General features: G+C 62.4%; 32 protein-coding genes and 1 tRNA gene. 20 read left to right on the forward strand and 13 right to left on the reverse strand.

Annotated elements, in window-relative coordinates; genetic code table 11:
• Nucleotides 1-40: 40 nt before the first annotated feature.
• Nucleotides 41-2,311, reverse strand: coding sequence for a heavy metal translocating P-type ATPase (locus tag ACTNFJ_RS06185; protein ID WP_435905535.1), 2,271 nt, complete (start codon nt 2,309-2,311; stop codon nt 41-43).
• 362 nt (nt 2,312-2,673) lie between these two features.
• Between ACTNFJ_RS06185 and ACTNFJ_RS06190 the strand changes: the two genes are divergently transcribed.
• Complete coding sequence (locus ACTNFJ_RS06190; RefSeq protein WP_435905536.1) at nt 2,674-2,949, forward strand: SHOCT domain-containing protein; 276 nt, start codon at nt 2,674-2,676, stop codon at nt 2,947-2,949.
• Nucleotides 2,946-4,409 (forward strand): multicopper oxidase family protein, encoded by a 1,464-nt coding sequence (locus tag ACTNFJ_RS06195; protein ID WP_435905537.1) that lies wholly within the window; start codon nt 2,946-2,948, stop codon nt 4,407-4,409. Before ACTNFJ_RS06190 ends, ACTNFJ_RS06195 begins: the two co-directional genes overlap by 4 nt.
• 54 nt (nt 4,410-4,463) lie before the next feature.
• Here ACTNFJ_RS06195 and ACTNFJ_RS06200 read toward each other — a convergent pair whose 3' ends face one another.
• The 5 genes from ACTNFJ_RS06200 to ACTNFJ_RS06220 all read right to left on the reverse strand — a co-directional run bounded on the left by ACTNFJ_RS06200 (nt 4,464) and on the right by ACTNFJ_RS06220 (nt 8,653).
• Nucleotides 4,464-5,447 (reverse strand): bile acid:sodium symporter, encoded by a 984-nt coding sequence (locus tag ACTNFJ_RS06200; RefSeq protein WP_435905538.1) that lies wholly within the window; start codon nt 5,445-5,447, stop codon nt 4,464-4,466.
• A gap of 30 nt (nt 5,448-5,477) precedes the next feature.
• On the reverse strand, nt 5,478-5,783 hold the full coding sequence (locus ACTNFJ_RS06205; RefSeq protein WP_435905539.1) for a DF family (seleno)protein: 306 nt from the start codon (nt 5,781-5,783) through the stop codon (nt 5,478-5,480).
• 86 nt (nt 5,784-5,869) lie between these two features.
• Nucleotides 5,870-6,796, reverse strand: coding sequence for a prolipoprotein diacylglyceryl transferase (gene lgt / locus ACTNFJ_RS06210; RefSeq protein ID WP_435905540.1), 927 nt, complete (start codon nt 6,794-6,796; stop codon nt 5,870-5,872).
• A gap of 198 nt (nt 6,797-6,994) precedes the next feature.
• On the reverse strand, nt 6,995-8,248 hold the full coding sequence (locus ACTNFJ_RS06215) for an MFS transporter (RefSeq protein WP_435905541.1): 1,254 nt from the start codon (nt 8,246-8,248) through the stop codon (nt 6,995-6,997).
• A gap of 39 nt (nt 8,249-8,287) precedes the next feature.
• On the reverse strand, nt 8,288-8,653 hold the full coding sequence (locus tag ACTNFJ_RS06220) for an ArsR/SmtB family transcription factor (RefSeq protein ID WP_435905542.1): 366 nt from the start codon (nt 8,651-8,653) through the stop codon (nt 8,288-8,290).
• A 277-nt stretch (nt 8,654-8,930) separates the two neighbouring features.
• On the opposite strand from ACTNFJ_RS06220, the gene ACTNFJ_RS06225 reads away from it, so the two are divergent.
• From ACTNFJ_RS06225 to dprA, 3 genes are all read left to right on the forward strand, one after another.
• Nucleotides 8,931-9,221 carry a hypothetical protein gene (locus ACTNFJ_RS06225; RefSeq protein WP_435905543.1) on the forward strand — a complete coding sequence of 97 codons (291 nt, stop codon included), beginning with the start codon at nt 8,931-8,933 and terminating at the stop codon, nt 9,219-9,221.
• A 460-nt stretch (nt 9,222-9,681) separates the two neighbouring features.
• Nucleotides 9,682-10,032: a sulfate permease gene (locus tag ACTNFJ_RS06230; RefSeq protein WP_435905544.1), complete on the forward strand. Its 351-nt coding sequence runs from the start codon at nt 9,682-9,684 to the stop codon at nt 10,030-10,032.
• A 59-nt stretch (nt 10,033-10,091) separates the two neighbouring features.
• Nucleotides 10,092-11,084, forward strand: a complete 993-nt coding sequence (dprA, locus tag ACTNFJ_RS06235) for a DNA-processing protein DprA (protein ID WP_435905545.1) — start codon at nt 10,092-10,094, stop codon at nt 11,082-11,084.
• A gap of 53 nt (nt 11,085-11,137) precedes the next feature.
• Here the strand turns inward: dprA and ACTNFJ_RS06240 are convergent, their stop codons facing one another.
• Nucleotides 11,138-12,130 carry a DinB/UmuC family translesion DNA polymerase gene (locus ACTNFJ_RS06240; protein ID WP_444711766.1) on the reverse strand — a complete coding sequence of 331 codons (993 nt, stop codon included), beginning with the start codon at nt 12,128-12,130 and terminating at the stop codon, nt 11,138-11,140.
• A gap of 141 nt (nt 12,131-12,271) precedes the next feature.
• On the opposite strand from ACTNFJ_RS06240, the gene cmtR reads away from it, so the two are divergent.
• The 5 genes from cmtR to ACTNFJ_RS06265 are packed head-to-tail and all read left to right on the forward strand — an operon-like array spanning nt 12,272 to nt 16,002.
• Nucleotides 12,272-12,631, forward strand: a complete 360-nt coding sequence (cmtR, locus tag ACTNFJ_RS06245; RefSeq protein WP_147039205.1) for a Cd(II)/Pb(II)-sensing metalloregulatory transcriptional regulator CmtR — start codon at nt 12,272-12,274, stop codon at nt 12,629-12,631.
• Nucleotides 12,628-14,541, forward strand: coding sequence for a heavy metal translocating P-type ATPase (locus ACTNFJ_RS06250; RefSeq protein WP_435905546.1), 1,914 nt, complete (start codon nt 12,628-12,630; stop codon nt 14,539-14,541). Before cmtR ends, ACTNFJ_RS06250 begins: the two co-directional genes overlap by 4 nt.
• On the forward strand, nt 14,541-15,152 hold the full coding sequence (locus ACTNFJ_RS06255) for a cadmium resistance transporter (protein ID WP_147039250.1): 612 nt from the start codon (nt 14,541-14,543) through the stop codon (nt 15,150-15,152). Before ACTNFJ_RS06250 ends, ACTNFJ_RS06255 begins: the two co-directional genes overlap by 1 nt.
• Complete coding sequence (locus tag ACTNFJ_RS06260) at nt 15,149-15,673, forward strand: signal peptidase II (protein WP_435905547.1); 525 nt, start codon at nt 15,149-15,151, stop codon at nt 15,671-15,673. The genes ACTNFJ_RS06255 and ACTNFJ_RS06260 overlap by 4 nt, the downstream gene beginning before the upstream one ends.
• 11 nt (nt 15,674-15,684) lie before the next feature.
• Entirely contained in the window at nt 15,685-16,002 is a 318-nt protein-coding gene (locus tag ACTNFJ_RS06265; protein WP_435905548.1) for a thioredoxin family protein, read from the forward strand.
• On the opposite strand, the gene ACTNFJ_RS06270 is transcribed toward ACTNFJ_RS06265, so the two are convergent.
• Nucleotides 16,003-17,124, reverse strand: coding sequence for a hypothetical protein (locus ACTNFJ_RS06270; RefSeq protein WP_435905549.1), 1,122 nt, complete (start codon nt 17,122-17,124; stop codon nt 16,003-16,005).
• Nucleotides 17,125-17,140: 16 nt separating this feature from the next.
• Between ACTNFJ_RS06270 and ACTNFJ_RS06275 the strand changes: the two genes are divergently transcribed.
• The 7 genes from ACTNFJ_RS06275 (at nt 17,141) to ACTNFJ_RS06305 (ending at nt 22,021) form a co-directional block, all read left to right on the forward strand.
• Entirely contained in the window at nt 17,141-17,881 is a 741-nt protein-coding gene (locus tag ACTNFJ_RS06275; protein ID WP_435905602.1) for a hypothetical protein, read from the forward strand.
• A gap of 256 nt (nt 17,882-18,137) precedes the next feature.
• Entirely contained in the window at nt 18,138-18,752 is a 615-nt protein-coding gene (locus ACTNFJ_RS06280) for a helix-turn-helix domain-containing protein (RefSeq protein ID WP_435905598.1), read from the forward strand.
• Nucleotides 18,745-19,050: a hypothetical protein gene (locus ACTNFJ_RS06285; protein WP_435905550.1), complete on the forward strand. Its 306-nt coding sequence runs from the start codon at nt 18,745-18,747 to the stop codon at nt 19,048-19,050. Before ACTNFJ_RS06280 ends, ACTNFJ_RS06285 begins: the two co-directional genes overlap by 8 nt.
• A complete protein-coding gene (locus ACTNFJ_RS06290; protein WP_435905551.1) occupies nt 19,047-19,949 on the forward strand; it encodes an EamA family transporter in 903 nt (300 codons plus the stop codon). The genes ACTNFJ_RS06285 and ACTNFJ_RS06290 overlap by 4 nt, the downstream gene beginning before the upstream one ends.
• A complete protein-coding gene (locus tag ACTNFJ_RS06295; protein WP_435905552.1) occupies nt 19,946-20,293 on the forward strand; it encodes an antibiotic biosynthesis monooxygenase family protein in 348 nt (115 codons plus the stop codon). The genes ACTNFJ_RS06290 and ACTNFJ_RS06295 overlap by 4 nt, the downstream gene beginning before the upstream one ends.
• A 5-nt stretch (nt 20,294-20,298) precedes the next feature.
• A complete protein-coding gene (locus ACTNFJ_RS06300) occupies nt 20,299-21,192 on the forward strand; it encodes a dihydrodipicolinate synthase family protein (RefSeq protein ID WP_435905599.1) in 894 nt (297 codons plus the stop codon).
• 52 nt (nt 21,193-21,244) lie between these two features.
• Nucleotides 21,245-22,021, forward strand: coding sequence for a hypothetical protein (locus tag ACTNFJ_RS06305; protein ID WP_435905553.1), 777 nt, complete (start codon nt 21,245-21,247; stop codon nt 22,019-22,021).
• Here ACTNFJ_RS06305 and ACTNFJ_RS06310 read toward each other — a convergent pair.
• The 3 genes from ACTNFJ_RS06310 to ACTNFJ_RS06320 form a co-directional block, all read right to left on the reverse strand.
• Entirely contained in the window at nt 21,987-22,145 is a 159-nt protein-coding gene (locus ACTNFJ_RS06310; protein ID WP_435905554.1) for a hypothetical protein, read from the reverse strand. The two genes, ACTNFJ_RS06305 and ACTNFJ_RS06310, sit on opposite strands and share 35 nt — an antisense overlap.
• Before the next feature lie 12 nt (nt 22,146-22,157).
• Nucleotides 22,158-22,448, reverse strand: coding sequence for a hypothetical protein (locus ACTNFJ_RS06315; RefSeq protein ID WP_435905555.1), 291 nt, complete (start codon nt 22,446-22,448; stop codon nt 22,158-22,160).
• Between the two features lies 1 nt (nt 22,449).
• Nucleotides 22,450-22,525 (reverse strand) — tRNA-His (locus ACTNFJ_RS06320).
• 292 nt (nt 22,526-22,817) lie between these two features.
• Here ACTNFJ_RS06320 and ACTNFJ_RS06325 point away from each other — a divergent pair.
• The 3 genes from ACTNFJ_RS06325 to ACTNFJ_RS06335 are packed head-to-tail and all read left to right on the forward strand — an operon-like array spanning nt 22,818 to nt 24,036.
• Nucleotides 22,818-23,165, forward strand: coding sequence for a metallopeptidase family protein (locus ACTNFJ_RS06325; RefSeq protein ID WP_435905556.1), 348 nt, complete (start codon nt 22,818-22,820; stop codon nt 23,163-23,165).
• Nucleotides 23,156-23,464 (forward strand): ATP-dependent Clp protease adapter ClpS, encoded by a 309-nt coding sequence (gene clpS / locus ACTNFJ_RS06330; protein WP_435905557.1) that lies wholly within the window; start codon nt 23,156-23,158, stop codon nt 23,462-23,464. The genes ACTNFJ_RS06325 and clpS overlap by 10 nt, the downstream gene beginning before the upstream one ends.
• On the forward strand, nt 23,461-24,036 hold the full coding sequence (locus ACTNFJ_RS06335; protein WP_435905558.1) for a DUF2017 family protein: 576 nt from the start codon (nt 23,461-23,463) through the stop codon (nt 24,034-24,036). The genes clpS and ACTNFJ_RS06335 overlap by 4 nt, the downstream gene beginning before the upstream one ends.
• 30 nt (nt 24,037-24,066) lie before the next feature.
• Here ACTNFJ_RS06335 and dinB read toward each other — a convergent pair whose 3' ends face one another.
• Nucleotides 24,067-25,323 carry a DNA polymerase IV gene (dinB, locus tag ACTNFJ_RS06340; RefSeq protein WP_435905559.1) on the reverse strand — a complete coding sequence of 419 codons (1,257 nt, stop codon included), beginning with the start codon at nt 25,321-25,323 and terminating at the stop codon, nt 24,067-24,069.
• Nucleotides 25,277-26,401, reverse strand: a complete 1,125-nt coding sequence (locus ACTNFJ_RS06345; RefSeq protein ID WP_435905560.1) for a baeRF11 domain-containing protein — start codon at nt 26,399-26,401, stop codon at nt 25,277-25,279. Before ACTNFJ_RS06345 ends, dinB begins: the two co-directional genes overlap by 47 nt.
• Between the last annotated feature and the right edge of the window lie 10 nt (nt 26,402-26,411).

Here is a 26,411-nt window from a genome sequence, read left to right on the forward strand (position 1 = left end):
GCCTTAAGCAACCTTCGACTCTCTTCCGTTTCGGGCAGAGTTAGCCTTGCCGTTTGGCAACGCTTGTGAAGCCGCGAAGGCGTAAGCTGTTTCCGACGACAAAGACGCTGGAGAACGCCATTGCTGCTCCTGCGAGCATGGGGTTCAGCATGCCAAGCGCTGCGACCGGGATCGCGGCCGTATTGTAGGCAAAGGCCCAGAACAAGTTGGTTTTGATCGTTTTCAGCGTCTTTCGAGAAAGTCGGATCGCATCTACTGCGCTGCGAAGATCACCCCGCACAAGCGTGATGTCGGATGCCTCGATGGCGACATCGGTACCTGTGCCCATCGCCAGGCCCAAGTCAGCCTGAGCGAGTGCCGGGGCATCGTTAATACCGTCGCCGATCATCGCCACCACCTTTCCTTCCCTTTGCAGTCGGGCAACCACGTCCACCTTGTCTTTGGGTAAGACCTCGGCGATCACCTCATCAATACCTACTTCGGCGGCAATTTGCCGAGCCACGGCTTCGTTGTCGCCGGTGAGAAGAATCGGGGTGAGTCCGATGGCTTTCAGTCCGGCGATGGCTTCCGCGCTGGTCGGCTTGACGACGTCGGCAACGACGAGGATGCCACGCGCCGCGCCATCCCAGCCGATAGCGACGACAGTTTTTCCTTCGCTTTCCGCGCGGGCTTTGCTCGCAGCAACATCCGGGCTGAGCGTTTGGGACCATTCGGCCAGCAGCGATTCGCGTCCTACGAGGACTGCGTGCCCGTCAATGACGCCCTGCACGCCCTTGCCTTCAATATTTACAAAGTCCAAAGCTGTGGACAGCACGCCGACTTCCTGCGTTGCTCCCTTGGCAATCGCCTGCGCGATCGGGTGCTCGGAGGCGTCCTCAAGTGCACCTGCGAGCCGGAGTAGCTCGGCACGATCCACGCCGGGCTCAGCGATCACATCGACAAGGGTCATTTTTCCGGTGGTGACCGTGCCTGTCTTGTCCAGCACGACGGTATCGATCTTCCGAGTCGATTCGAGCACTTCCGGGCCCTTGATCAGGATACCCAGCTGAGCCCCGCGGCCCGTGCCGACAAGCAGCGCTGTCGGGGTCGCTAAACCAAGTGCGCACGGGCAGGCAATGACCAGCACTGCTACGGCGGCGGTGAATGCCGCGGCTACGGGAAACCCGGCACCGAGCCAGGCTGCCAGCGCGACAACAGCGATCACGATCACGATCGGTACGAAAATTCCCGAGATACGGTCGGCTAGGCGCTGCACTTCAGCCTTGCCGGTTTGTGCATCCTCCACCATCTGAGCCATCTGTGCGAGCTGAGTATCCGACCCGACCCGCGTCGCACGGACTACCAGTCGCCCACCTGCGTTCACCGTGGCACCGGTCACGGTATCGCCTCTACCAACCTCGACGGGAACAGATTCTCCGGTGAGCATAGAGGCATCGACCGCGGAAGTACCAGAAACCACGATGCCATCAGTAGCGATCTTCTCCCCCGGACGTACGACGAAGTCGTCGCCGACCGACAATTCCTCGGTCGGGATTTTGATCTCGTGACCGTCTCGGAGTACGGAAACCTGCTTGGCCCCGAGTTCAAGCAAGGCTCGTAGTGCAGCGCCGGCTTGGCGCTTGGACCGCTTCTCGAAGTAACGGCCCATAAGAATGAACATGGTCACCCCGGCACCGACTTCGAGGTAGATGTTCGCCGCGCCATCGGATGGAGCGATCGTGAATTCGAACGGATGCGTCATGCCCGGCACGCCAGCGGTGCCAAAGAAGAGCGCATACACCGACCAGAGCAATGCCGCGGAGGTGCCCATCGAAATGAGCGTGTCCATCGTCGCGGCACCGTGCTTGAGGTTCGTCCATGCAGCTTTGTGAAACGGCCACGCGCCCCAGACAATCACTGGGGCCGCTAACGCGAGCGAGGCCCACTGCCAGTAGGTGAATTGTAGAGCCGGAATCATTGCCATCGCGAGCACCGGAGCCGTCAGCACGATCGAACCGATCAGCCGGTGCCGGAGCGTTGTTAGCTCGGGATCCGCGTCCTCGTCTGTCCGCTTCGAGCCAACAGACTTCGTCTTTGGCTTCGGTAGCTCTGCCGTATAGCCGGTTTTCTCAACCTCTGCAATGAGGACTGAAGTGTCATAACCGTCGGGTACAGTGACCTTGGCTTTTTCGGTGGCGTAGTTCACGGTTGCCTCGACACCGTCAAGCTTATTTAGCTTCTTCTCAATCCTGTTCGCGCAGGAGGCGCAGGTCATCCCACCGATCTCTAACTCGATGCCCGATCGGCTAACGGGAGGTGTCGATGTACTCATCCGCTTCCTTCTCTCATCACCACTGCCAGGCTGACGACTCGCTGTGTCTCGGTCTGCCAAAACTCGAGTTGAAGTCACTGGCCACTTCGACCATGCATCCAACAACTGGAATACCCCTACAGGGTATCTGATACAACCCCGCAATCCCTTGTGCTATTCCCGCGGAAAAGACGAATTGATAAACCCATTTCTACGCCCGGTGCAATCGCAGCGAGCAGTGCGGCCCTGAATGGTCGAAGCCCTCTTCTCTGATTGAGTGAGGTCACGTCCCGCTGCACCCCGGTCGGTGTTATTTCCTAGTTTCCACGGCATTCGCAACTACGAGGAGTATCAAGGGTATTAAGTCAAACAAGGAGGACATCATGATGTGGGGAGACGGTATGATGTGGGGCATGGGATGGGCCCTCGTTTTCTGGGCGCTGCTTGCCATAGGCCTGATTATTGTCGCGGTCGTGCTGGTCATAGTGTTCACCCGTAATTCGACCGGGCATGACCGACGAACGGACCCACGAGGGCACTCAGAGACGGTTGGCTCGTGGCGTGCTAGGGAGATTCTTGAGGAGCGATACGCCCGCGGTGAGATCAGCGCTGATGATCTTCGTGAACGGCTGCGCGTATTGGAGCAGGGCGAGCGGTGAATCGCTTGACCCGTCGCCAGCTACTCGCGTTGGGGCTTGCTGGCGCGGGCATGGCGGCTGCCGGAGGCGCGGGATTGTGGTGGACCAGCACGTTGGCGACGGAAGGTTATTCAGGCGAAGGCGGTGACTCCTTCTCCGAACCGGTGGTGCTCTCCAGTGTCGATGGCCTCCTCGAAATCGAGCTCGAGGCAGCATCGACGTCGTTGCAAATCGGTGAACACCAGGCAACAGTGTTGGCATTCAATAACTCTCTCCCCGGCCCTACGTTGCGAGTGAGTCCGGGAGACACGCTCCGTGTGCGGATGCTCAACAGACTGGATGCGCCGACGAATCTTCATGTTCACGGTCTGCACGTTTCCCCAGAGGGCAACGGAGACAATCCCTTCGTGCATATCGAACCAGGCGCGACCTTTGATTATGAGTATCAGATCCCCGACGACCATCCGCCAGGGACATATTGGTATCACCCTCACCTTCACGGGCAGGTCGCAGACCAGCTTGCAGCGGGACTGTATGGCGCGATCATAGTCGAGGAGGCCCAACCGGTTCCGACAACCCGTGAACGGCTGTTGGTGGTCTCGGACATTTCCATAGATTCCTCCGGGAACATCGTCGACGCCTCGCTAATGGAGCGAATGATGGGGCGAGAGGGGCAACTTGTGCTGGTCAATGGCCAGATCCGCCCGTTGTTGGCCGGCACCGGAGGCGAAAGGGAGCGCTGGCGCATCATTAACGCGTGTCCCTCCCGATACCTGCGTCTCAGCCTCGAAGGTCAACAGGTTCGATTGCTCTCTCGAGACATGGGTCGCCTTCCGGTTCCCGTTGACGTGACCGAGGTGGAGTTAGCGCCAGGGAACCGGGTGGAGCTGCTTGTAGAGACCTCCAAAGGCATTTCCACACTTCTCGCTTCTCCCGTGAACCGTGGCACCGTGGGAGGAATGATGGGTGCGGCGGGCACCGGCGAAGAGAAGCCAGTAGAGCTTCTCCAGTTAAAAATAGTCGGAGATCAGGTCTCGGAATTACCGCCATTCCCGACCGCTCTTGCGCGGCGGGACTTACGTCAAGAACCAGTCGCCCGCCGTCGCGTTTTGGATTTTGGCATAGGCGGAATGATGGGCCGCGACGGTGCGGGCATGATGTCGTTCACTATCAACGGTAGTGAATTCGATGCTGAACGGCTTGATACCTCTGTCCGCTCCGGCGACATCGAGGAGTGGACCCTGACAAACTCAAGCTCAATGGATCACCCCGTCCACTTGCATGTGTGGCCGATGCAGGTGGTAAGCGGTTGCGACCAAGACCTCACCGATCCTCTTTGGTTAGACGTAGTCAATGTCCCTGCGTTTGGGCAGATCACCGTGCGAATTCCGTTCGAAGATTTCACTGGCCGAACCGTCTATCACTGCCACATCCTCGACCACGAAGATCTCGGCATGATGGGAACAGTGGAAGCCGCTTGAGCGTCAGCCAGCTACCCGGTCGCGGTACTCAGAAGGTGGAACCGACCCGTGAGTTCAGGAATTCTGCAGGGTAGAAGATCTGGATCGGACAAGTCGCGGGATCAGCCGGATGAAGACGATCATGACGATGAGTTCGACTAATGTCTGAGTGACGACGACCAGCGGGGCAAGGTCGAGCGCGTCGGGGAGGGCGAGCACAAGCGGAAGCACGACCAAAGAGTTGCGGGTTGCACCGCTAAACACAACAGCCCGCGTGCCGGAAGCGTCGAGCCGCGCGACCCGCCCCGCAGCGATGCCGATAGGGATCATGATGACGGCAAAGACGACATAGACCGGCACGACCAGCAGCAACCTGCTGAGTTGTTGCCCAACTCCAGCGATCTGGGACGCAACGACGGCCGCGAGGGTCAGCATCATCAGTGGCACCATTGCCCCAAGAACAACTTCGTGCATGACCCGCCCGGTGCGGGTGTATGAAGCGGCGAGCTGGGTGAGCCCAGCAAGGGTCAGTGGCAGAACGATGAGCAGCAGGAACGCTTCGATGAACGGAGCAAGATCGACCGTTCGCACGAACTCGGCACCGACGAACAACCATAGATAGAGCGGCAGCAGGACCATCTGGGCGAGCATCAGCAGTGGCGCCGCCGCGAGTAACCGGTCTTTCGCACCCCCAGCGATACCGGTGAACACGATCACATAGTCCACGCACGGGGTCAGGAGCACGAACAGCACCCCGACCAGCAGCACCTGGTCGTGAGCGACGATCCGCGACAGGGCAAACACCACCACCGGAACGACGGCGAAGTTCACGACCGTGAGAACAGCGAGGAATCGCCAGTCGCGGAACGCCTGCCCGATCTTTGCGAACGGCACACCGAGAAAAGTAGCGTACAGCAATAGCCCGAGCACGGTATTGATTGTGATCTCAGCCGGACGCGCAACCGCAGGCACGAGTAGACCGACCGCTGCGGCAATGATGAGGGCTGCGAGGTAGAGCGATACCTGGAATCGTTCCATCCATTCCACGCCGGGTCTCATACCAATATCTTCTCAGCTACCCTTGCCAGGTCAGTGTGTTCGGATTGCTTCAGCGATCTGCGCCGTGGTCGGACGCCCCGCCATGCCGGTGTCGGTGCGGTAAACCCGGCACGCAAGGCTGCCCGTTGGAACGGTCCCCGGCACAATGTCGACGCCGTTGATCAGGATGGTGGGCGAGCCAGCGAATGCGGAGGCTGCGGCTTCCTCTGGAGTCGTGATCCGACGCTCGATAACCGGAACATCCGGGTAACCGAGTGAGTCCAGGGCATCACGCACCTGATCAATCGCCGCCGGCGAGTTCGGGCAATCATCAATAGAGAGAACATCAATACGCATGTGCGTTGCCCTTCGTGAGTCGCCCCGATGGTTGGAACTTCTTCCACAAGCTGCGCTGTTGCCGCCAACCTCACAGGCTGAAGCGCTCACCCTTTTTCCTTGTTCGTCCGGTCAGCGGAGCCCGAGAACGCCTCACCGTTCGTTTTGGGCTCGACCGCACTTTCGCTGCTGCGGTTATCTCGAAACACCGAGGGCTCAGGGTCCGGGTGTCGAATGGCCTGTACGAAGAACAGGACAATGCCAATGACGATTGCTGCAAACGATGCCCAGATGTTTGCGGGTACTCCAAACATGGCATCGCTAGTGGGGTCGATCCGGATCGCTTCGAGCCAACTGCGCCCAATGCCGTACCAGATCAGATAGAGGCCGAAGGTGCGTCCCCACCGCAGCCTGAATCGCCGTTCGAGTAGCAGGATGATTGCTACTCCGAATAAGTTCCAGATGATCTCGTAGAGAAACAAGGGATGGAATAAAGTGTCAGCCGGCATTCCCTTCGGAAACATTGCATCGGTCGGCAGGATCTCCAGCCCCCACGGCAGGGTAGTCGGCAGACCAAATAGCTCATGATTAAAGTAGTTACCGACACGGCCCAGTGACTGTGCGACGAGCATCGCTGGGGCCAGCGCATCGGCGAAGGACCAAAAACTGATTCCCGTTCGACGGCATCCGACGTAGGCCCCAACCGCGCCACCAAGAAGTGAACCGTAGAGCGCATTGCCGCCATCCCAGATCGCGAAGACGCTCCAGAGGTTTGCACCCGGATAGAAGTAGTCACTCAAATGGGTGAACACGTGATAAAAGCGCGCACCGATGATCCCAAACGGGACAGCCCAAATGACGATATCGAGCACCACTCCCTTCTCCCCACCGCGCTGAGAAAGCCGATGCTGGGTTATAACGACTGCGGCAATGATGCCTGCGAGAATGCACAGTGCGTAGGTGTGGATCGTCACCGGACCAAGGTCGAATTGCGACCACATCGAGGGTGGGCTCGGAATACTACTCACAAACATGTGCGATGGACCTCCATGCATCGACGACGATTTGATGCTCCGGACAATACTCCTCGCCCGTAGTCAGACTCACAACTCGAAAGCGCGTCAAAGGCGACAGAACTAGCTGAGGTAGTCGTTCTGCCGGCTTGGCACATTGGAGGGGGTGCCCACGCACTTCTCGCGGACGTCGGGCTTCCGGCATCATTGTTGGGCTCATCACTGTTGCGTTTTGGTGGGTCCTTGGGCACTTACTCGCTGCAGCAGTGGCCTGGATGCGTCGCGCCAGGCCAGGGTGGCGAGAACAGTGCCCAGGGCGCCGATAGCGACGAGTACGAGCGCGACAGCAGGGAGCCCGATGACAGCCCCGAGGATCCCAGCGAGTGGGTAGGTAATGAGGAAGCAGGCGTGGGAGAGAGAGAATTGGGCGGCGAACACCGCTGGCCGATTCTGGTCGGTACTGTTGCGACGCAGGAGACGTGCTGAGGGTGTGAGGATCGCAGAAGTCGCTGCTCCGAGCAGAGTCCACACGATTAGGAGAGCGACCCACTGAGGCGTGCCGCTCATCCACGCCATGACCCCGGTCCCGGCCAGGAGCAAGATGGGAAGGATACTTCCCCCGGTGAGCATCACCCGTCGATCCGGGAGCGTCTCCAACAACTTCGGTATTCCGAGAGCGATAAGCATGGATCCGCCACCGTAAGCGGCGAGCATGAGTGCTACATCGGTCTGGGGGCGAGCGAGATCGCCCTGCACCAGGACAACGGTATTCACGATCACCATTGCGGTAGTCGTCGCCACGACCGGGTTCAAACCCATGAGGCCGCGTAGCTCAGGAGTGGCCAAGAACACCCGGCCCCCGCGGGTGAGCCGTTCGAAAAACGCTGTCGGCGGTGGAACTTCAATGTGCGGAAAGCGAGTTGCAATCACCAAGGCTGCTGAGGCGAAGAAACCAATCACGGTCCCGACGAAGAGGTTGTGGAAGCTGATCACCGTCAAAAGCGCTGCAGCGAGCATTGGACTGACCAGCGATTCCAGGTCATATGCCAAGCGAGACAACGACAGAGCACGAGTGTAGTCCTTCTCATTTGGAAGTACGGACGGGATGACCGCCTGGAACGTCGGGGTAAAGGTGGCGGATGCGGATTGCAATAGGAATATCAGGATGTAGATTTGCCACGCCTCGGTGACAAACGGCAGGGAAATGGCAACCCCCGCCCGGACAAGATCGGCCGCGATGAGAACGGGCTTGCGCGGCACTCGCGAAGCCAGCGCAGTGGTGATCGGCGAAACAGCGACATAGGCGACCATTTTGATCGTCATTGCGGCGCCCAACACGATCCCGGCATCCCCACCAGCGATGTCGAAGGCGAGCAGGCCGAGCGCGACCGTGAGGAGGCCTGTGCCCAGCAGTGCAATGATCTGCGCACTGAACAGCTTGGCATAGGTCGGGTTTCGGAGAACGGCGATCATGCTGCAGGCACCTAACGGGCTGATGACGAAGTAACGAGGCTACTGCGGTGGGGCGTAGTGGTGCGGAGGGATCTGCCCGTTCGCAACGGCGTGCTCTGCTTGTTTGATCGCTTCGAGCACGAGTGCGAGGGCGTGCTCGTCAGTGAGCCGATATAACACGCTCGTACCCTGCTGTCGGGTGGTCACCATCCGGGCCATTCTCAGCCTCGCAAGATGCTGCGACACCCCTGATGGCTTCTTGCCCACTATCTCCGCAATCGCATTCACTGGTAACTCGTCGGATTGTCGCAATGCGAGCACGATCCTGATTCGAGTGGGGTCCGAAAGGATACCCAGAACTTCTGCAGCCAAATCCACATACTCCGGCGAGAGTCCAGTCCCGTAAATGTTGCTATCCGCATGCATGCGTAGATAGTAACATTACAGCTGAGCAGATGCGATGCTCAAGGAGGCTTCAGCTTGAACGCATATCGGCGACAATTTGCATCCCTGCGGGTCGCAGCCCGAAGCCCAGCGACCGGGCACGGCAAGAAAAATACAACGAGGTTCACACTCGCGCAGAATCAAATTAGCTGGAATGGTCGCCGGAAGCGTGTCTCCCCCGGTCCTGACTTGTTCTCAATCGACGCCGGTGATGCACCCGCGTCGATTCGTTTCGGAGTGAAGCACAAGAAGGTCGATTATGAGCCAACTGAAAAACACCTCGCTGAACAGGCGAAGTACAGCGGATCTCGACCCTCACCGGCTCCGTCCCGACGTGCGGTCAGGTTCCTCTAACGTTCTAACTCTGGATGACACCGCAAACACGCGCATCGAAGACAAGCTGCTGCGTGCCGTCGAAAGGATCGAACAGCTCACCATCGAGGCACGAGAGTTAGCTGAACGGCGTCGCCAGATGGAAATCCAGTGGCAACAGGACCGTGAGCGCGCGGAAGAACTTCGTAAGCGTGCTGTGAAGTATTCGGGCTGGTAGGACACTCTGGAACAGCTCCGCGCCGACTTTGTTCGGCACAGCGAGTTGACCGAAGTCGTTGCGAGTCTTCGCCGGGCCACCGCGGAGCGCGGTCCGGACCATGAGTTCGCCGAGATTCTCGGCGCCTACCTCTCGTGGTCTGAGGAGCACTTGGAAGAATCAGACCCGCTCCGCCGAATACCACTGCCACAGGGCGATCGACCAGATATGACATTCGATGAATGGTGAGAGCGGAAGCGGCTCAACTCACGTAGTTGGTGAAGTTGTGAGACGGTGCGCACCACCGTGATCCTTTGAACAAGATCATTAGCATGGCGCTTTCCCCAGCCCCAGCGTACCCTGTGGGTAGGCGGCCTCTACCTGCTACGCCAGCACCCGAAGTGTTGGCACGACCAACGGCCCTGGCTGGACAGTCATTTTCTTCTACCTGTCGCCCCCCGACCGGAAGAAGACTGTCATCATGTTTCGCCTGATCTGGATCATCAGTATCTACATCCGCAGCTTCATGCGGCATTTCATGCCGACGAACATTGCACTCGATGCGCTCCGCACCAGGCAAGGCCTCAAATGGGGCGCGCCCGCAATGCTGTTGGCAATCCCCTACTGCTTCGCCGCCGCATACGTCACCACACTCATCGACGACGGCGCACCGAACTGGCTCTACGTGATCGCGCTTGCGTGCATCTGGAACGCACTGAAATTCGCAGTAAACGGCCCTTTGAGCGTCGGGCTGCTCGTGCGAGTCCGGATTACCGAAGCCCGCGCACGGCATCACACCCTGCAGCGAGCAGATCAACTCACCGCCGCCTAACCTCCGCCGGTGACCCGTGTGCACCTTCTCAGTGATTTTGACTGCGAAGGAACTTGATCATGGCTACCCTTACCGACCTTGCACACGACGAACGCTCCGCCCGCATACTGCTCTCGCTCATCGGCGCGCCGAACGATGCGGCGACCGGGCGGCTACTCACAAGGATCGGCGCTGTCGAGCTTATTGCTCTCACCGAAAGCAGCACCGACATTCCGGGCATGGATCAGGTCGCGGCCGCGGTCTGGCGTGATCGTCCTCGCGCCCATGGAAGCGTCGATCGACTCACCGTCCTGTTAGCCGAAAGTGAACGGTTTCGGGTACTCACGCCGGACGATGCGGAGTGGCCTGACACGCTCAGTGACCTCGGCGAACGCGCACCTTACGTGCTCTGGGCGAAAGGCAACACCGCACTACTCACCAGAGACTCGAGTGAGCGGGTCACGATCACCGGGTCGCGCGCTGCGACAGCCTACGGTGTGCACGTCACCGAAGAGATAGCGGATCAACTCGTCCGTGCGGATCGCGTCATCGTCGCAGGCGGCGCCTACGGGGTTGAGGCCTCCGCGCACAGAGCCGCGCTTGCGAGGAACGGTTCCACGATCGCGGTGCTCGCCGCAGGGGTCGACCGCCCCTACCCGGCAGGCCACACGGTGCTCATCGATCGCATCGCGAGCCAGGGTCTGGTGATCTCTGAGGTGCCACCTGGCCACGCCCCGACGAGGCAACGGTTCATTGACCGGTCGCGGATTCTGGCCGCGATTTCCGGTACGTCGGTGGTCGTCGAGGCCGGTGCTCGTTCGGGCACGCTCCACACTGCGCGGGAGGCGCTGGCTCTTGGCCGCGCAGTTGGTGCGGTGCCTGGCCCGGTGACGAGTGCTGCGAGCACCGGCACGAATCGGTTACTCCAGGATGGACAAGCCCAAGTGATCACCAGTGGCTCCGATGTGGTTCGGTTGCTCGACGCCATGCGTGCGCCAGTTCACCCGGCTCCAGACCTCAACATAACCCGTCTCGCGCAAGCCCGCCCTGTCGCTACTTTCCGCGGACTCTGAAACAGGCAGCAGCGCATCAACTCACGCATCGGCGCCGCAACCAGCCACTCGAGCTAGGCACGCACGTCAACGATCTCGTCCCAGTGCGTCGTGGCACGCCGCGACAGCAGCTCGCGTTTCATCTCCCAACCCGCGGGCTGCTTCAGACCCCCGAACCCGACCCCGATCGCTTCCCCGCCAAGACGCCTCGTGATCAGGTCGAGGGTCTTCCCCACCTCGCGGCCCTCGAACTCGGGCTGAAACAGCGCGAGTGGCTGGATCCGCTCAACCGGGCTCAACCCCGTCAGAGTGACCCCGGCCCGCGCGTAGCGCACCCCCGACAGGTACTCCGGGAACAGCTGCGGTATCACCCTGTCGGCGGCTTTCGTGAACGTGATCGGGTCATCCGACGGTGTCGACAGAGGCACCGCCACATGCGCCGAATGCCTAGGCATACCGGTGTCTGCCCAGCCCGTTGCGACCCACACTCCGACCTGCGAAGCGACTTGCCTTTGCGCGCGGAGCCGTGCGGAGACGCGCTGCGCGTAGATCGAGAGCACCTGCTTCATCTCTTCCTGGGTGGTGATCTTGTGCGAAAACGAACGCGAGTAGATCAACTGATCCTTGTACGCGCGCGCCTCTTCTTCAAGCGGGATACACGGAATCCCCCGCAACTCCATGACGGTGCGCTGCAGCACCACCGAGAACTTCTTGCGGATCAGCTTCGGGTCAGCGTCACGCAGATCCCGCACCGTGTGGACTCCGATTGCGGCAAGCTTTTTCCCGGTGCGCCCGGCAACACCCCACAGTTCGGTGGTGGAAAGCGACTCCATGATGTGGTCGAGCTGCCCTGCAGTGTAGACCCCGAGGTGGCAGACCCCTTCGAACTCCGGATTCTTCTTCGCCCCGATGGAGGCGAGCTTCGCGAGGGTCTTCGTGGGGCCGATCGCGACCCGCACCGGGATCCCCGTGTGCTTGTAGACGGTGTGGCGGATCGACCGGCCCACCTTGAGCAGCTCGTCTATTGAGCCTGTGAGCCCGACGAAGGATTCGTCGATGGAGTACACCTCTTGCCAGGCGGCGTGGCGCCCGATGAGTTCTACTGGTAGCGCCGATTGTTGCTGAGTCGCGTATTCACGAGCAATCGGTAGCTGTGCCGCTTGTTGGTGGAGCGCTGATTGATCAGCCGGTGCTGTATAGTTCAGTGCATGCTGACTATTGCTTCGCGTCTCGACGTCATGAACCGGCTTGGCCGGGCCATGGCCGACCCGACGCGCTCTCGGATCCTGATGACGTTGCTCGGGGGACCGAGCTACCCGGCGGTGCTCTCACGTGAGCTCGACCTAACTCGCTCGAACGTGTCGAACCACCTCACTTGTCTGCGAGACTGCGGGATCGTGGTCGCTGAGCCTGAGGGCCGCCAGACTCGCTACGAGATTGCTGACCCGCATCTTGCTGCTGCGCTCGTCGCGCTCGTGGATGTGACGCTGGCTGTAGATGAGCACGCACCTTGCGTGGACTCAGCGTGCACGGTGCCGGGCTGCTGCGGTACAGGGGCGGACGCGTGAGTGCGGCGTGTGGCTGCGAGCACGAGCCTGCCGTTGCGGCGGATGAGCCCGAAGAGGTGGAGCGGCCCTGGTGGAGGGACCGCGGGATCATGGTGCCGGTCTTCTCCGGTGTCGCGTTCCTGACAGGTCTGGTCTTCGAGTGGTCCGTTCTCGAGATCCCGGCGCTCATGCTGTTCTGGGCCGGCCTGTTGCTGGGCGCGTCGACGTTCACGCCCGGCGCGATTCGCAAGCTGTTCAAGGGCAAACTCGGCATCGGGCTGCTGATGACGATCAGCGCGATCGGCGCGGTCATCCTCGGCTACGTCGAAGAGGCCGCGGCGCTGGCGTTCCTGTACTCAATCGCAGAGGCCCTCGAGGACAAGGCGATGGACCGCGCCCGTGGCGGACTGCGGGCGCTGCTGAAGCTCGTGCCGGAGACGGCGACAGTGCTGCGCGACGGGGTGTCCGTGCAGGTTCAGGCGAAAGAGCTGACGGTCGGCCAGGTCATGGTGGTCCGCCCGGGCGAACGGATCGCAACCGACGGGATCGTCCGCTCTGGCCGCTCAAGCCTGGACACCTCGGCGATCACCGGAGAGTCGATCCCCGTCGAGGTCGAGCCCGGCGCTGCGGTGTCGGCCGGCGCGATCAACAGCGCCGGCGCGCTGGAGGTCGAGACGACCGCGGCGGGCACCGACAACTCGCTCACCACGATCGTCGAGCTGGTGGAGCAGGCGCAGACCGAGAAGGGCGAGCGGGCGCGTCTCGCCGACCGGATCGCGCGGCCGCTGGTCCCGGGTGTGCTGATCCTCGCCGCCCTCGTCGCGATCATCGGGTCGCTGCTGGGCGACCCGGAGGTATGGATCACCCGCGCGCTCGTCGTGCTGGTCGCCGCCTCTCCGTGCGCGCTGGCGATCTCTGTGCCGCTGACGGTCGTCGCCGCGATCGGCGCGGCGAGCAAGTTCGGCGTGATCATCAAATCCGGCGCGGTCTTCGAGCGCTTCGGAACGGTCCGGCACGTCGCGGTCGACAAGACCGGCACCCTCACCCGCAACGAGCCCGCGGTCACCGCCGTCCTCACCGCGGACGGCGTGACCGAGACGCAGGCACTGGCCTGGGCGGCGGCGCTGGAGCAGCACAGCACGCACCCCCTCGCCTCCGCGATCACCGCCGCCGCCCCGGGCGTTCCCGCGGCCGCGGACGTGACCGAGCAGGCCGGACACGGCATCGAAGGCACCGTCGACGGCGTGACGATCACCGTCGGCAGCCCCCGCTGGCTCGACGCCGGCGAGCTCGGCGACCGGGTCGCGCTTCTTGAGGAACAGGGCATGACCGTCGTGATCGTCCACCGCGGTGGAGTGGCGGTCACCGCGATCGGTGTCCGCGACGAGCTGCGCCCCGAAGTCCCCGAAGTCGTCCGCACGCTCGCGGATCAGGGTATCGGCGTGACGATGCTCACCGGGGACAACGCCCGCACCGCTCGTGCGCTGGCTGCGCAGGCGGGGATCGGTGACGTGCGCGCGGAGCTGCGTCCCGAGGACAAGGCGACCGCGATCGGCGAGTTGTCGAAGGCGGGATCGGTCGCGATGATCGGCGACGGCATCAACGACACCCCGGCCCTGGCGTCCGCGGACATCGGCATCGCGATGGGAGCGACCGGCTCCGATGCAGCGATCGAGTCCGCGGACGTGGCCTTCACCGGCCATGACCTGCGTCTCATCCCGCGGGCGTTCGACCACGCCCGGCGGGGCCGGCGGATCATCAACCAGAACATCATCCTGTCCCTGCTGATCATCACCGCACTGCTCCCGCTGGCGCTCTTCGGTGTGCTGGGACTTGCGGCTGTCGTCCTGGTCCACGAGGTCGCGGAGGTCATCGTGATCCTCAACGGCCTGCGCGCCGCACGCACCCGCACACCACGAATGGAAAGCTGATGCTCGCAACCATCGGCTCAGCGATCGGCCTGTTCGCGGCGACCAACATCGACGACATCGTCGTGCTCACCGTGCTGTTCCTTGCCTCCAGCCGGGGAAAGCCACGGCCGTGGCAGATCATTGCTGGCCAGTACCTCGGGTTCATCACCCTCGTCGTGATCAGCGTGATCGCCGCGCTCGGTCTCACGATCGTCCCGGACGAATGGGTGGGCTTCCTCGGTCTCATCCCGCTCGGCATCGGCATCTGGACCCTAGTGCGCGGCCTGCGCCGCAACGGCGACGATGATGACGACGACGACGACAAGATCAGCGCAGTAGGCCTGTGGGGCGTCGCGGGGATCACGATCGCCAACGGGGCGGACAACATCTCCCTCTACACGCCGATCTTCCGCACCAGCACTCCCGGCGACGTCGTGATCATGATCGTCGTGTTCCTGATCCTCGTCGCCGTCTGGTGTGCCGCCGGACGCCTGATCGGCACGCACAAGGCGGTCACCGAGACGCTCGAGCGCGTCGAGCACTGGCTCGTCCCGGTCGTGTTCATCGGCCTGGGCCTGTTCATCCTGATCGAGTCCGGCGTCATCGTCCGTCTCTTCGAGGTCCTCGCATGACTCCGGACACGAACGCAGACGTTGAGTCGGCATCGGAACAGCGGCCGCAGAGGGGGCGCTGGCGGCTCACTGCCTGGGCACTCCTGATCGCCGTGGTCGTCGTCTTCATCGATCAGGGGACGAAGGCATGGGCCGAGGCCACTCTGTCGGAGCACGAGCGCATCCCGCTGATCGGCGACCTGCTCGGCCTGCAACTCGCCTACAACCCCGGCGCGGCATTCTCCTTCGGCGAGGGCTCCACCTGGGTGTTCGCTCTCATCGCCGTCGCGGCCACGGTCACCGCGATCGTGTTCGCCTTCCGAGTCCGACGCCCCGGATGGGCGATCGTGATCGGTGCGCTCGGCGGGGCCGCAGCCTCGCACGCCGGCGACCGGCTTTTCCGCCAACCAGGATTCGCGCAGGGGCACGTCGTGGACTTCCTCACCTACGGCAACTGGTTCATCGGGAACCTCGCCGACATCGTGATCGTCACCGCTACGATTGCCGGAGCGCTCCTGATGCTCCGCGGCACCGAGAACTGAGAGGGCCAACCATGGAGATCACCCTGCAGTACTTCGACGGCTGCCCGAACTGGGAAGTACTCGACCGCCGGCTTGCTGAGCTGCTCGACGGTCGATCAGATATCCGCGTCACACGACAGTTGGTCGAGACCTCCGAGGACGCCGAGCGCCTCGGATTCCACGGGTCACCGACCGTCCTCGTCGACGGCGTCGATCCCTTCGCCGACGAGCACACGCCGGTCGGGCTCGCCTGCCGGGTGTTCCGTACCCCTGCCGGGCTGGGAGGCTCTCCGACCGTCGAGCAACTGCGCGAAGCGATTTCCGGCCCGGCTCTGACGGGTGATGCTTGATCAGGGGTGGGTGGAGCGGAGAGCCGGGTAATCGGACCACTCGCCACCGGCGAGACGCGACCATGAGGCAGCGGATGCCGTCGTGATGCCGAGGAGATCCGAGACGATCCGGGGATGCAGTTGCCGGGTGAGCTCGATGAGCGCTGTCGTGCGGGCGCTCCCGGCAAGCAGGCCTTCGGCGCGAAGGCGACGGCTGAGCGGCCCCGGGGTGAGGTGACGGCCCGGGTTCCGGCCGGGGAACAACCACCCTTCAGGATGGCCCTTTGTGGCATCGACGAGCTCGACGATGGCGTCGCCGAGGATCGCGGGGACCTCGATCGGCTCGGCCCCGACGGTGAGCGTCACGGGCCGCGAGCTCGTGTCGACCTGTGCCCGGGTGATCGAGACGATGCGGGTCAGCTGGATCCCGTAGAGCAGCACGAGGAGACCCGCGGCCCGGGTCTTCGGGTCCATGTCGGCATCGGACAGGAATCTGCGGGCCATCTGCCATCGGTGATCAGAGGCGTAGTCTCGCCCCTCGAGGCGATGGGCTCGAAACTCGACCCGAAGGGTGCTCAGCCGGTGTTTTCGCAGCCAGCGAGTGAACGGTGCCAGCGCGTCGCGTTGGCTAGGCGAATCGGTCAGATACGCGTCGAGTAGGCGCTGCGGGAACGTCGCCAGTGTCTCCTGCTGCGCCCGGATCTCCCCGAGGAACGCGGCGCAGTACTTCAGGGCAGCCCTCTGCCTCTGGAAGCCGGAAGCAGGGCTGGACGCGCTGCGCAGTGTCCGAGTGGATCGGAGGAACTCCCAGGTGCAGTAGCGGCGCAGGATCAGCCTGTCCTCGGGATGGTCGATGCCACCGAGCCAGTCGTTGAGCCAGTGGTCGAAGCGCGTGCCCTCGACGTCGAGCTCCGGCAGCACGCCGGAACGGACCAGCAGTGAGAGGAGGAACGCGACCGACTGTCCCGACCGGGCTCGGGTGATGATCGCCTCGGCGGTGAGCGGCAGGGTCCCGTCCGCGAGCTCGCGGAGCACCATCGCGCACTTGCTCTTGTGCAGCCAGCGTTCGAGCGACGCCGCTTTGCCATGGTGCGTGAGCAGATAGTCAGCAAGCGGGTGGAGATCCTCACGGATCTCCTGCATCGTCGGCGAGCAGCTGTTGGATCGCGACGGGCCGGCGGCACTCGACGCAGAGGTGATGTTTGCGGATTTCCTCGATCGAGCCGCATCCAGGGCAGGCCATCGTGATCGGAGTGCCCGCGCAGTCGGCGCAGACCTTCTGGCCATTCATGAACCCGGTGAGGAACACTCTGCGCGCGCACTCGGGACAAGGTTGGGGTCTGCGCATCGCGTAGTAGCAGCGCGCGCATACTCGTCGTCCGTCGAGGTGCGAGGCGACGCGGCCAGGTTCTCCGCAAAGACCACAGGTCTTGATCGGTGCGGTGTAGCAGGCCAGGCAGACGAGTTCCGGGCGACGGACGATGATGGTCGCGTGCTGACCGCACCGCGAGCAGTCGCCGAACGATCGAGGGTCGGCTCGCCAACAGTCACGGCAGAAACGCTGTCCGTCGATGGTGCGCTGCACGGGCCGGACCCGGCCACAGGACGCGCAGGAGACGGACCGGGCCTTCCGCTCGCATCGGGAGCAGTGCCGACCACCGCCCGGCGTCTTGTGGCGCATTCTCACCGCGCGTCCGCAGGACTCACACGTCGGCAACACCACCCGGCTCGCCCCTTCTTTGACCAGCGCATGGGCCAGATTCTGAACGGTCGCTGGCACGTTCGCATGCTGCCCCTCCAGGACTCCGGGCTGCTTGATCAGCGCGAGCTCAAGAAGCCGCTGCGTGAGGGGTACTGGCGCAACCGAATGCACGATCTCAGCGTCGGTCAGGGGCTTTGACGGATCAAGGATCGATCTTTCGTGTGCCAGCACCAGCTGCACCCCGCTGAGCTGGAACTCTTCGACACGACCAGCCGAATGACTAGCAACGGCTAGAGGTTCCCCAAACTATTGAATAGGTTCTCGCCGGAATTCGAGTACTCGATCTATGCCGAGGCTATCGCTTTTTTAGTGGTCCGGATCCCGTGACCAGGATCTGTCCTGGGACCTCTCGACCTAGCATGCGACATGCGCTGTGCTCAAATAGTGCAGTATGATGCACCTTGTGGATACTGAGGCTGAAATTTTGGCACGGGCAATCGGTGCCCGTGTGAAGCATGAACGAAAGAGTCGCTCCTGGACTCTCGATCAGCTCGCCGCGTTCGCGAGCGTGAGCCGAAGAATGCTGGTGAACGTCGAGCAAGGGGCTGTAAATCCGAGCGTCGGTACGCTCTTGCGGCTTTCCGATGCGCTCGGCGTTGGGCTCCCAGCTCTGGTCGAACCTCCGACCCCACGTAGGGTAAAACTCATCCCCGCCGGAGAAGGTGCCGTGCTATGGACGGGACCCGACGGCGGCAAGGGGGTTCTGGTGGCGGGAACCGAGCCGCCTGACGTGGTCGAGCTGTGGGAATGGGTGCTCGCCCCTGGTGAACGGCACGATAGTGAGGCGCACACTGAGGGAACCCGTGAACTACTCCATGTGCAGGAGGGAGCACTGACGATGGAAGTTGGAGCTGAACGCTTCGACCTTGAAACCGGAGATGCCATTTCATTCCACGGAGATGCCGCTCACGCCTATCTGAACTTGACCGATGCCCATACTCGGTTTTCGCTCACGGTGTACGAGCCGGGCGTGGGAGCCGCACACCGAACGGAGGGTACCAGTGCCTGAGAATAATCCCCTTGAAACGTTCCTAGACAAGTGCACTGTGGATCCTGCGGTATTTGTGCTGCGCCCCGACTATCGTGCGCTACTGCTCGTGGTCGACGGTCTTTCCCCAGACTCAACCAGCGAAGGCAACAGCTCCGTCGATGCGCTCGTGGCAGCAGCCGAGACTCACGCCCGCGAACAGTTGGCGAATGCCCCAGTCGACGACGAGGTGTTACAGGTCGCCGGTGACGCGCTTGTTGAGGCGCTGAAGAGCCTGGGAGATGACGTGCGGGTATGGAAACGCTTGGTGGCCGCATGATCGAGCGAAGCACGACGGGGGTCCCACCGTGGTCGATGGCGGTCGCGGCGATGCTCGCCGTACAGCTGTCGAACGCGTTGTCGGTGCCGGTGATCAACCAGGTTGGCCCGGCCGGTACCGCGTGGCTGCGCATGTGCTTCGGCGTCCTATTCCTCTGGATCATCGCCCGGCCCGTGATCCGCTCTCTGCGCCGCAAGGATCTTCCCGCACTGCTGGCACTTGGCGTGGTCACCGGGTTCATGACGACGTTCTTCCTCGCCGCCGTCGATCGTATTCCGCTGGGCACCGCTGTCGCGATCGAGTTCCTCGGCCCGCTCACGGTGGCTGGCCTGATGAGCAAGCAACGCAAAGCCCTAGTATGGCCACTCCTAGCCTTTACCGGAGTGGTGTTACTGACCGAGCCATGGCACGGAAACATCGACTTCACCGGCATCGGGTTCGCGGCGGCAGCAGGCACATGCTGGGGCATGTACAACCTCCTGACTCAGCACGTGGGCGACCGGTTCTCCGGCATCTCCGGCCTATCTCTTACGATCCCCGTTGCGGCCATCGCAACCCTCCCGCTCGGATTGCCGCAAGTCGTTAGCGGTGAGTTCACCTGGTGGGTGCTCCCCGCGGCGGCTGGGATCGCACTGATCACGCCGGTGATCGCGTTTGGACTCGAGATGCTCGCTCTGCGACGCATGACCCACACCGCGTTCGGCACTCTGCTGTCCATCGAGCCCGCGTTCGGAATCCTCATCGGCCTGCTCGTGCTCGCGCAGACACCGACGCTCATGCAGCTCGTCGGAATCGCGATCGTCATCGTCGCCGGAGCGGCCGCACAGCGCGGAGGCCGACGAGACACCGACCCACTTATCACCGACCTGCCCGCGGCAACTACGAAGGAGACATTATGACCGCATCCCCGAAATACAGTTCCACGTTCATCTTCGAAACCACGAACCTCACCGACGAGTTCCACCGCATCGACAGCGAGATCGCCCAGCGTGCCCGCCAGATCCCAGGTTTCCTCGGAGAGGAGGCCTGGCACAACGAGGACACAGGCCTCCACGCGGAGGTCTACTACTGGGCCGATATGGACGCCCTAAGACAACTCGTGGGCATGGACACGCACCAGCTTGCGAAGAGCCGCTATGGGGAATGGCTGGGAGAGTACCGGGTTGTGATCTCCGAGGTGCAGTCCGTCTACGGCAACCCGATCCTGGGCCTCGAACATCGTCCCGAACAGGAGCAGGCATGAGCAGCATCTTCACCGGGTTGAGCGCGTTCCCTCTCACACCGCTGCGCGACGATCAAGTTGACGAACACGCTTTTGTCGGACTTATCGAACGACTCATCACGGCAGGGGTGGACTCGATTACCGCCCTCGGCTCGACAGGATCCTACGCCTACCTCACACAGAAGGAGCGCGCTCGCGTCGCCCAGCTCGCGGTCGAACATGCCGGCTCAACACCGGTGTTCGTCGGAGTCGGCGACTTGCGTACTTCTCATGTTCTCGCGCATATCGAGTCCGCCGAAGCTGCGGGTGCCGCGGGGGTTCTGTTGGCACCAATGACCTATCAGTCACTCACTGCGGACGACGTACTTGAGCTCTACCGCACCGTCTCCGAATCAACAGACCTGCCGGTGATCGTCTACGACAATCCCGGCACCACTCACTTCACGTTCAGCACCGAACTATACGCACGAATCGCCGAACTGCCGGGCGTCGCGTCGATCAAGATTCCAGGTGTGCCCACCGACCCCAAGACAGCAGCCAAACATGTCGCGGCAATTCGCTCCGTAGTGCCCGAGCACGTCACAATCGGCGTCTCCGGAGACGCTTTTGCGGCCACCGGATTGAACGCAGGCTGCGATGCCTGGTACTCCGTTATCGGGGGGACCCTGCCCGGACCCGCATTGGCAATCACTCGAGCAGCACAAGCGGGAGATTCGGCGAGCGCTCTGGCAGAATCAGATCGGCTTGAACCACTGTGGGGGCTATTCTCCGAGTTCGGAGGAAGCATGCGCGTCGTCGCAGCGATCGCCGAACACCTCGGCCTCGCCTCAAGCCGGTGCCTACCGCTACCGATCCAGGGCCTCACCGAGGAACAGCGTGCCCACGTTGCCGCAGTGATCTACGAGCTGGGCCTAGCCTGACCCCAACCGCCTCAAGAAGCCAGCCGGAGGTGGGTGGGCGCTGGCACGTTACGTGTTTGCCGCTACCCTGGTGCGGTCGGCCGACGGTGGCGCGGTCGTCGCGATCGTACTACTCGCGAGCGCATCAGGGCAGCCAGGGTGGGTGTCAGGGTTGCTGGGAGCCTCCATCACGGCACCACATTTGCTGGGGCCGTTCATCGCACGACGTCTGGACACCGCGAAAGACGGACGTAAGATCATCGCCGTCTCCGCAGTCATCCACGGCACTCTCCTCGGCACAGCGGCTCTACTCCTGCCTGTAACGTGGGCCGTGATCCCCGCGCTCCTGCTGACCCTGTCAGGTCTCTTTGGACCGATGCTCACCGGCGGGATCAGTAGCCGTCTCCCTTCGATCGCGGGCCCCTCACAACAAAGTCAACGGCGGGCGCAAAGCTGGGATGTCGCGAGTTACGGCATTAGCGGCACCATGGGCCCCGCAGTTGTTGCTGCGGTCGCGGCGGCGACCGGGCCACTGGCAGCAACTTTGATCCTTGCCGGAGCGGCGATCCTTGGGGCGGGCGCCGTGCTCGCCCTCCCACGTCAGGCACCACTCGATGACCTCAACGCAGTTCCCTCGCCTGCCCGAACATTGATGACGATCTGGCGATCCGGGCCGCTGCGCCGCACCCTCGGTCTCACCATCATCGTCGCGTTCTCCGTCGCAGTGCTCCCGATCTACGCAGTTGCCATCGCACCTGGCCTGGGAGGTGCTGCAATAGCGGGTACCTTGGTCGCAAGTTACGGGATAGGAGCTTTCACGGCTGACGAGCGTGCGCGACCGGCTCGATGACGAGCGGATGAAGCTGTTGCAGGCCCACTATGTGGGTGCGGTACCGATCGACCTGTTGAAGCAGGAACAGGATCGCATCGCGAACCAGATCGGTGACATTCAGCACCGGCTTGAAGCGCACCACGATGAGTATGCGTCAGCTCGCGCGAACCTTGACGACTCGCTCGGCCTGCTCGCCAACATCGTCAGCATCTACCAGCGTGCTGATGACGCGAACCGACGACTGTGCAACCAGGCGTTCTTCCACAGAATTTTCATCGAGGAAGAGGGTGATGTCCGGGTCGAGTACGAAACACCCTTCGGTGCGCTCTGCGATACCGAGGAGCAGATGAACGCCCTGAACTGGGCGGCCGAAGCGAAGAAACAAGGAGAGGTTCAAACCGGACAAAGAGTGGATACCCTTGTCGAGGGTTTGAACCTCTCCCATTTGGGGTGGACAACGGGACTTGAACCCGCGACCACCGGCACCACAAGCCGGTGCTCTACCAACTGAGCTATGCCCACCATGCTGACCACGCGAGCGTAACTCACGAGGCAACCTCACGATCATATCCCATTTGAGCCTCGCATCTCCAACTCAGACTCAGATGGTTCGTGCCCGACGATAGTCCGTGCACTGATTGGGATCCACTCGCCAGACAGTCAATGCCAGCTGATGCGGGGTGCCCGCCCAGTGAACCACGAGTGACCACTCGCTGAACTCGACAGCAAATCGTTACTTTCCGACCCCCGCGCTGACCAACAAACCCTGAGGCTTACGGAGTCGAATCGCGGGTGAACTGTGTAGGGTGAAGGCATGTGGGATGTCTCGCTTGAAGACTTCGAGCACCTCGTCGGCGAGGGGCTCGACAGCTTGCATGACGACATGCTTGCCAAGCTCGACAACGTCATATTTCTGGTCGAAGACGCTCCCGAAGATGGCAGCGACGTGCTGGGCGTGTACGAGGGATATTCCCTCGCGGAGCGAAACTCATACGGTTACGGCGAAGAACCGGACCGGATTATCTTGTATCGCCGAAATCTGCTCGAGCACTGCGACGATCGCGAGCATCTGATTGCCGAGATTCGGATCACTCTCGTGCACGAGATCGCGCACTTCTATGGGCTCAGCGAGGCGCGCATTCACCAGCTGGGATGGGGATGATGGCTGAGACACGCGCGCGACCAGAGTTGCGCCGACGAGAGCGAATCGCCCCGCTACCCGACCTTCCTTGGCAAACGGTGGTCTGGGACGATCCGGTGAACCTCATGTCGTATGTGGCGTATGTCTTTCAGGAACACTTTGGATTCGACCGGGCGGAGTCAGAGAGGCTCATGCTGCGAGTCCACACCGAAGGCAGCGCCGTCGTCGCCGAGGGTTCTCGGGAGGAGATGGAGTTGCACGTCGAAGCGATGCACGGGTACGGGCTGTGGGCGACCGTTCGGCAAGCAGGTAACTCATGAGGCTCCTCCCCCTTCCGAGCGGCGCGCTCCGGGTTCGCCTCGACTTTGACGAGGCTCATCTTCTCGATCAACTGACCGGACAGCTGATTGAGCTGCTCCAGAGCTACAGCCGTACAGCGCTCGACCCCGATCCACTCTTCGCAAGTCTTGAGGTCGGCGGGTCAGAAGACACACCCGAAGACCCCGCGTTGGCCAGGCTCTTTCCCGACGCATACGAGGCCGACGACGAAGCATCGCAGTTTCGTCGCGTGACCGAGCAGGGGCTCATCAACCGCAAACTGCAGGATGCAATGCTCGTGACCTCCGAGCTCGGGCTCGGCACGGGGCCCGCCGAAAACGAGGAGCCAGAGCCCGTCGAGATCGAGGTGACGCGGGCGACCCTTTCCGCTTGGGTGCGCACGCTAACAGCGCTGCGGCTGGCCATTGCCGCCCGCATCGGACTTGACTCCGAAGACGATCACGAACGGTTACTTGGCGCCACCGAGACTCGGGGCACGGTGCTGGTGTACGACTGGCTCGCCGCCATCCTCGAGTCGGTCCTGCGCATGCAGACCACGCCCGACGAAGACTGACGCCGTCATTCGGCGGCGCGCGGCCTGAAACTACGTCGGCGACTCAAGCGAGCGCGGATCCACCACATCACGACGGGGCTGTAACAATCGTGCCGGTCTCAACCCGACGGCCCCAAAGCGGCTCCGCACCTCGTCCACAGCCTGATCCACCGCTCGCCACTCGTCATCCTCGCCCCACAGCGCTTCCGGCCGCTGCCCCTCGGGGAGAAACTGTTCGACGCGCACGCCGATCAACCGCACCGGCCGGCCGGCCGCACCGATTGAGGTGTACAGCTCGCGCGCGGTGCGGTAGATCCGCTGAGTGGAATTCGTTGCTTCGGCGAGCGTGCGCGAGCGCGACACTGTCTCGAAGCTCTCCCACCGCACCTTCACCGCGATCGTACGCGCTTCAGCACCATGCTCCCGGAGCCGTTCGGCGGTGCGCGTCGACAGCCGCAATAATTCACGTTCGATAACCGCGGGATCTATCTCGTCGAATGCGAAGGTTTCCTCATGCCCGATGCTTTTCTCGACACGCGTGGTGCGCACTTCGCGGGCGTCTCTGCCGTTCGCGAGTTCGTGCAGCCTGACGGCGTTGGCCCGACCGACCACCCGTTCAAGGCTCGCAAGTGGCTCCCGCGCGAGATCTCCGACCGTGTGGATCGCGCGAGCGTGCAGCGATTTGGCCGTCGCTCCGCCCACTCCCCAGATCGCTTCCACTGGTAGCGGGTGCAGGAAGCTCAGCGTGCCAGCGTGCGGAATTTCGAGCACACCGTCGGGTTTCGCACGCTGAGACGCGAGCTTCGCAACATGCTTGGTACTCGCAAGACCGACCGATGCGGGCAGCCCAGTTCGCGCACGAATAGTGGCACGGAGTCGCCGTGCAATCTCGGCGGGAGGCCCAAAAAGCCTCGTCGAACCCGTTACGTCGAGGAAGGCTTCGTCAATACTCAGAGGCTCCACGAGTGGCGTGAACTCCTGAAAGATGCCCATCACCGTGCGGGAGGCGTCGCGGTACTTCGCGAACGTGGGCTCCAACAAAATGAGCGAGGGGCATAGCTGCTTCGCGCGAGCAACCGGCATTGCCGACCTCACTCCATACGCCCGCGCCTCGTAGCTGGCGCTCGAAACAACCGATCTCCCGGTTTCGTGGCCCACCGCGGTTGGTAGTCCCCGCAACTCAGGTCGATCGAGCAACTCCACCGACACGAAGAAAGAATCCATGTCGACGTGCAGAATCGAGGCGTCGGTACGCTCCAACTCAGCCGACCGGCGGGTACCGTAAGATTGCGGCGACCGGACTGTCATCGGGAAGATCTTCCTTCCGCACGGCCAGCACTTTCCCGCCGGAACGCAAGACCCTGGCCGCCATCTCGCCGAGCAAGCCCACGGTGGCGGGGCCTCTCTCGGAAGCGAAATCAATCGTCCCAGCTTCGTCGATCGTGCCCTCTGTCGACGTATCGTCCATGTCGAAAAGCAGTTCACTCACCGCGCCGGCGGTGGCGGCGCGCGCGACCTCCGTGAGCTGGCTCACTGCCTTCCCCTCTCCGCGCAGGTTTTCAAAGCGCTCTTTCCACTCAACCATTTCATCCGCGTAGAGCGCGTCGAGAATTGACCGAGCCTCGCGGTCCAGGTCTGTGGCGCTGAGCGAATCCGGGTGGGCGGCAATGCCCCCATCGACAAGGCCCTGATAGCTGTTGATCGCACGATAGGCGGTGTCGAGTTCGTCGGTGGCGCAGAGAATAAGTGGAACATTCGTGTCGCCAAGGAGCGGCAGGATTGACTCTTGAATGAGCAAACAGTACTTTTTCTGCTGGATCTTCGGGCCGAGGGCCCCAGTGTCGCTGATCCGGTCCGCCTGACCCCCATGCGGCTCCTGCCGCAGCACGTCCGAGAGATCATCCGGGAGGGTGTCAATGGCGACTTCTGTCGCGCGCTGGTCTGCCCGCAACTCATACAGATGCACCGATCCCTGGGTGACTGTCAGCACATAACCTTCGCCGGGAAAGGAGCGCGAGCGAAGCAGTGGACCGACGTCAAAGCGATCTCCCACCGCGACCAAATCGACCAGTCGATTCGCCGTGTGGAACACCCGCACCCGCTCGGGGCAGGCAAAGATGGCGACGGAATGAGCCTGAGATTCCCAGAATTCTCGATCGGTCTGGAGTGCGTCCAGCGCGCCCGCAATAGACCGACGCGAGGCTTTGTCAGCATCCGCCGACGCGAGCTCAGCATCAGCGGATGCTGCGGCGTTTCGCAGCGCGAGTTGGACGTGCTCCGTCTCGGTCGGGCGAGGCGAAGACGGCAGGTAGATAGTGACGCTCGCTGGATTGCGATGCTCGATCAGTTCGGCGAGTTCGGTATCGTTCGGAATTGTGACCTTCATGGCCCTACCC

It is taken from the genome of Leucobacter shiyiweii, from assembly GCF_052446065.1.
GTDB lineage: Bacteria > Actinomycetota > Actinomycetes > Actinomycetales > Microbacteriaceae > Leucobacter.

What these genes read in the sequence shown, in the direction of transcription:
- lgt (WP_435905540.1), bottom strand. Translation starts at nt 6,796, where the DNA reads ATGTTTGTGAGTAGTATTCCGAGCCCACCCTCGATGTGGTCGCAATTC.
- ACTNFJ_RS06255 (WP_147039250.1), top strand. Translation starts at nt 14,541, where the DNA reads ATGCTCGCAACCATCGGCTCAGCGATCGGCCTGTTCGCGGCGACCAAC.
- ACTNFJ_RS06280 (WP_435905598.1), top strand. Translation starts at nt 18,138, where the DNA reads ATGCACCTTGTGGATACTGAGGCTGAAATTTTGGCACGGGCAATCGGT.
- ACTNFJ_RS06230 (WP_435905544.1), top strand. Translation starts at nt 9,682, where the DNA reads ATGTTTCGCCTGATCTGGATCATCAGTATCTACATCCGCAGCTTCATG.
- ACTNFJ_RS06345 (WP_435905560.1), bottom strand. Translation starts at nt 26,401, where the DNA reads ATGAAGGTCACAATTCCGAACGATACCGAACTCGCCGAACTGATCGAG.
- ACTNFJ_RS06260 (WP_435905547.1), top strand. Translation starts at nt 15,149, where the DNA reads ATGACTCCGGACACGAACGCAGACGTTGAGTCGGCATCGGAACAGCGG.
- dprA (WP_435905545.1), top strand. Translation starts at nt 10,092, where the DNA reads ATGGCTACCCTTACCGACCTTGCACACGACGAACGCTCCGCCCGCATA.
- ACTNFJ_RS06335 (WP_435905558.1), top strand. Translation starts at nt 23,461, where the DNA reads ATGAGGCTCCTCCCCCTTCCGAGCGGCGCGCTCCGGGTTCGCCTCGAC.
- ACTNFJ_RS06225 (WP_435905543.1), top strand. Translation starts at nt 8,931, where the DNA reads ATGAGCCAACTGAAAAACACCTCGCTGAACAGGCGAAGTACAGCGGAT.
- ACTNFJ_RS06215 (WP_435905541.1), bottom strand. Translation starts at nt 8,248, where the DNA reads ATGATCGCCGTTCTCCGAAACCCGACCTATGCCAAGCTGTTCAGTGCG.
- ACTNFJ_RS06270 (WP_435905549.1), bottom strand. Translation starts at nt 17,124, where the DNA reads ATGCAGGAGATCCGTGAGGATCTCCACCCGCTTGCTGACTATCTGCTC.
- cmtR (WP_147039205.1), top strand. Translation starts at nt 12,272, where the DNA reads ATGCTGACTATTGCTTCGCGTCTCGACGTCATGAACCGGCTTGGCCGG.
- ACTNFJ_RS06325 (WP_435905556.1), top strand. Translation starts at nt 22,818, where the DNA reads ATGTGGGATGTCTCGCTTGAAGACTTCGAGCACCTCGTCGGCGAGGGG.
- ACTNFJ_RS06185 (WP_435905535.1), bottom strand. Translation starts at nt 2,311, where the DNA reads ATGAGTACATCGACACCTCCCGTTAGCCGATCGGGCATCGAGTTAGAG.
- ACTNFJ_RS06190 (WP_435905536.1), top strand. Translation starts at nt 2,674, where the DNA reads ATGATGTGGGGAGACGGTATGATGTGGGGCATGGGATGGGCCCTCGTT.
- dinB (WP_435905559.1), bottom strand. Translation starts at nt 25,323, where the DNA reads ATGACAGTCCGGTCGCCGCAATCTTACGGTACCCGCCGGTCGGCTGAG.
- ACTNFJ_RS06290 (WP_435905551.1), top strand. Translation starts at nt 19,047, where the DNA reads ATGATCGAGCGAAGCACGACGGGGGTCCCACCGTGGTCGATGGCGGTC.
- ACTNFJ_RS06205 (WP_435905539.1), bottom strand. Translation starts at nt 5,783, where the DNA reads ATGCGTATTGATGTTCTCTCTATTGATGATTGCCCGAACTCGCCGGCG.
- ACTNFJ_RS06295 (WP_435905552.1), top strand. Translation starts at nt 19,946, where the DNA reads ATGACCGCATCCCCGAAATACAGTTCCACGTTCATCTTCGAAACCACG.
- ACTNFJ_RS06220 (WP_435905542.1), bottom strand. Translation starts at nt 8,653, where the DNA reads ATGCATGCGGATAGCAACATTTACGGGACTGGACTCTCGCCGGAGTAT.
- ACTNFJ_RS06315 (WP_435905555.1), bottom strand. Translation starts at nt 22,448, where the DNA reads ATGGGAGAGGTTCAAACCCTCGACAAGGGTATCCACTCTTTGTCCGGT.
- clpS (WP_435905557.1), top strand. Translation starts at nt 23,156, where the DNA reads ATGGGGATGATGGCTGAGACACGCGCGCGACCAGAGTTGCGCCGACGA.
- ACTNFJ_RS06265 (WP_435905548.1), top strand. Translation starts at nt 15,685, where the DNA reads ATGGAGATCACCCTGCAGTACTTCGACGGCTGCCCGAACTGGGAAGTA.
- ACTNFJ_RS06200 (WP_435905538.1), bottom strand. Translation starts at nt 5,447, where the DNA reads ATGAGACCCGGCGTGGAATGGATGGAACGATTCCAGGTATCGCTCTAC.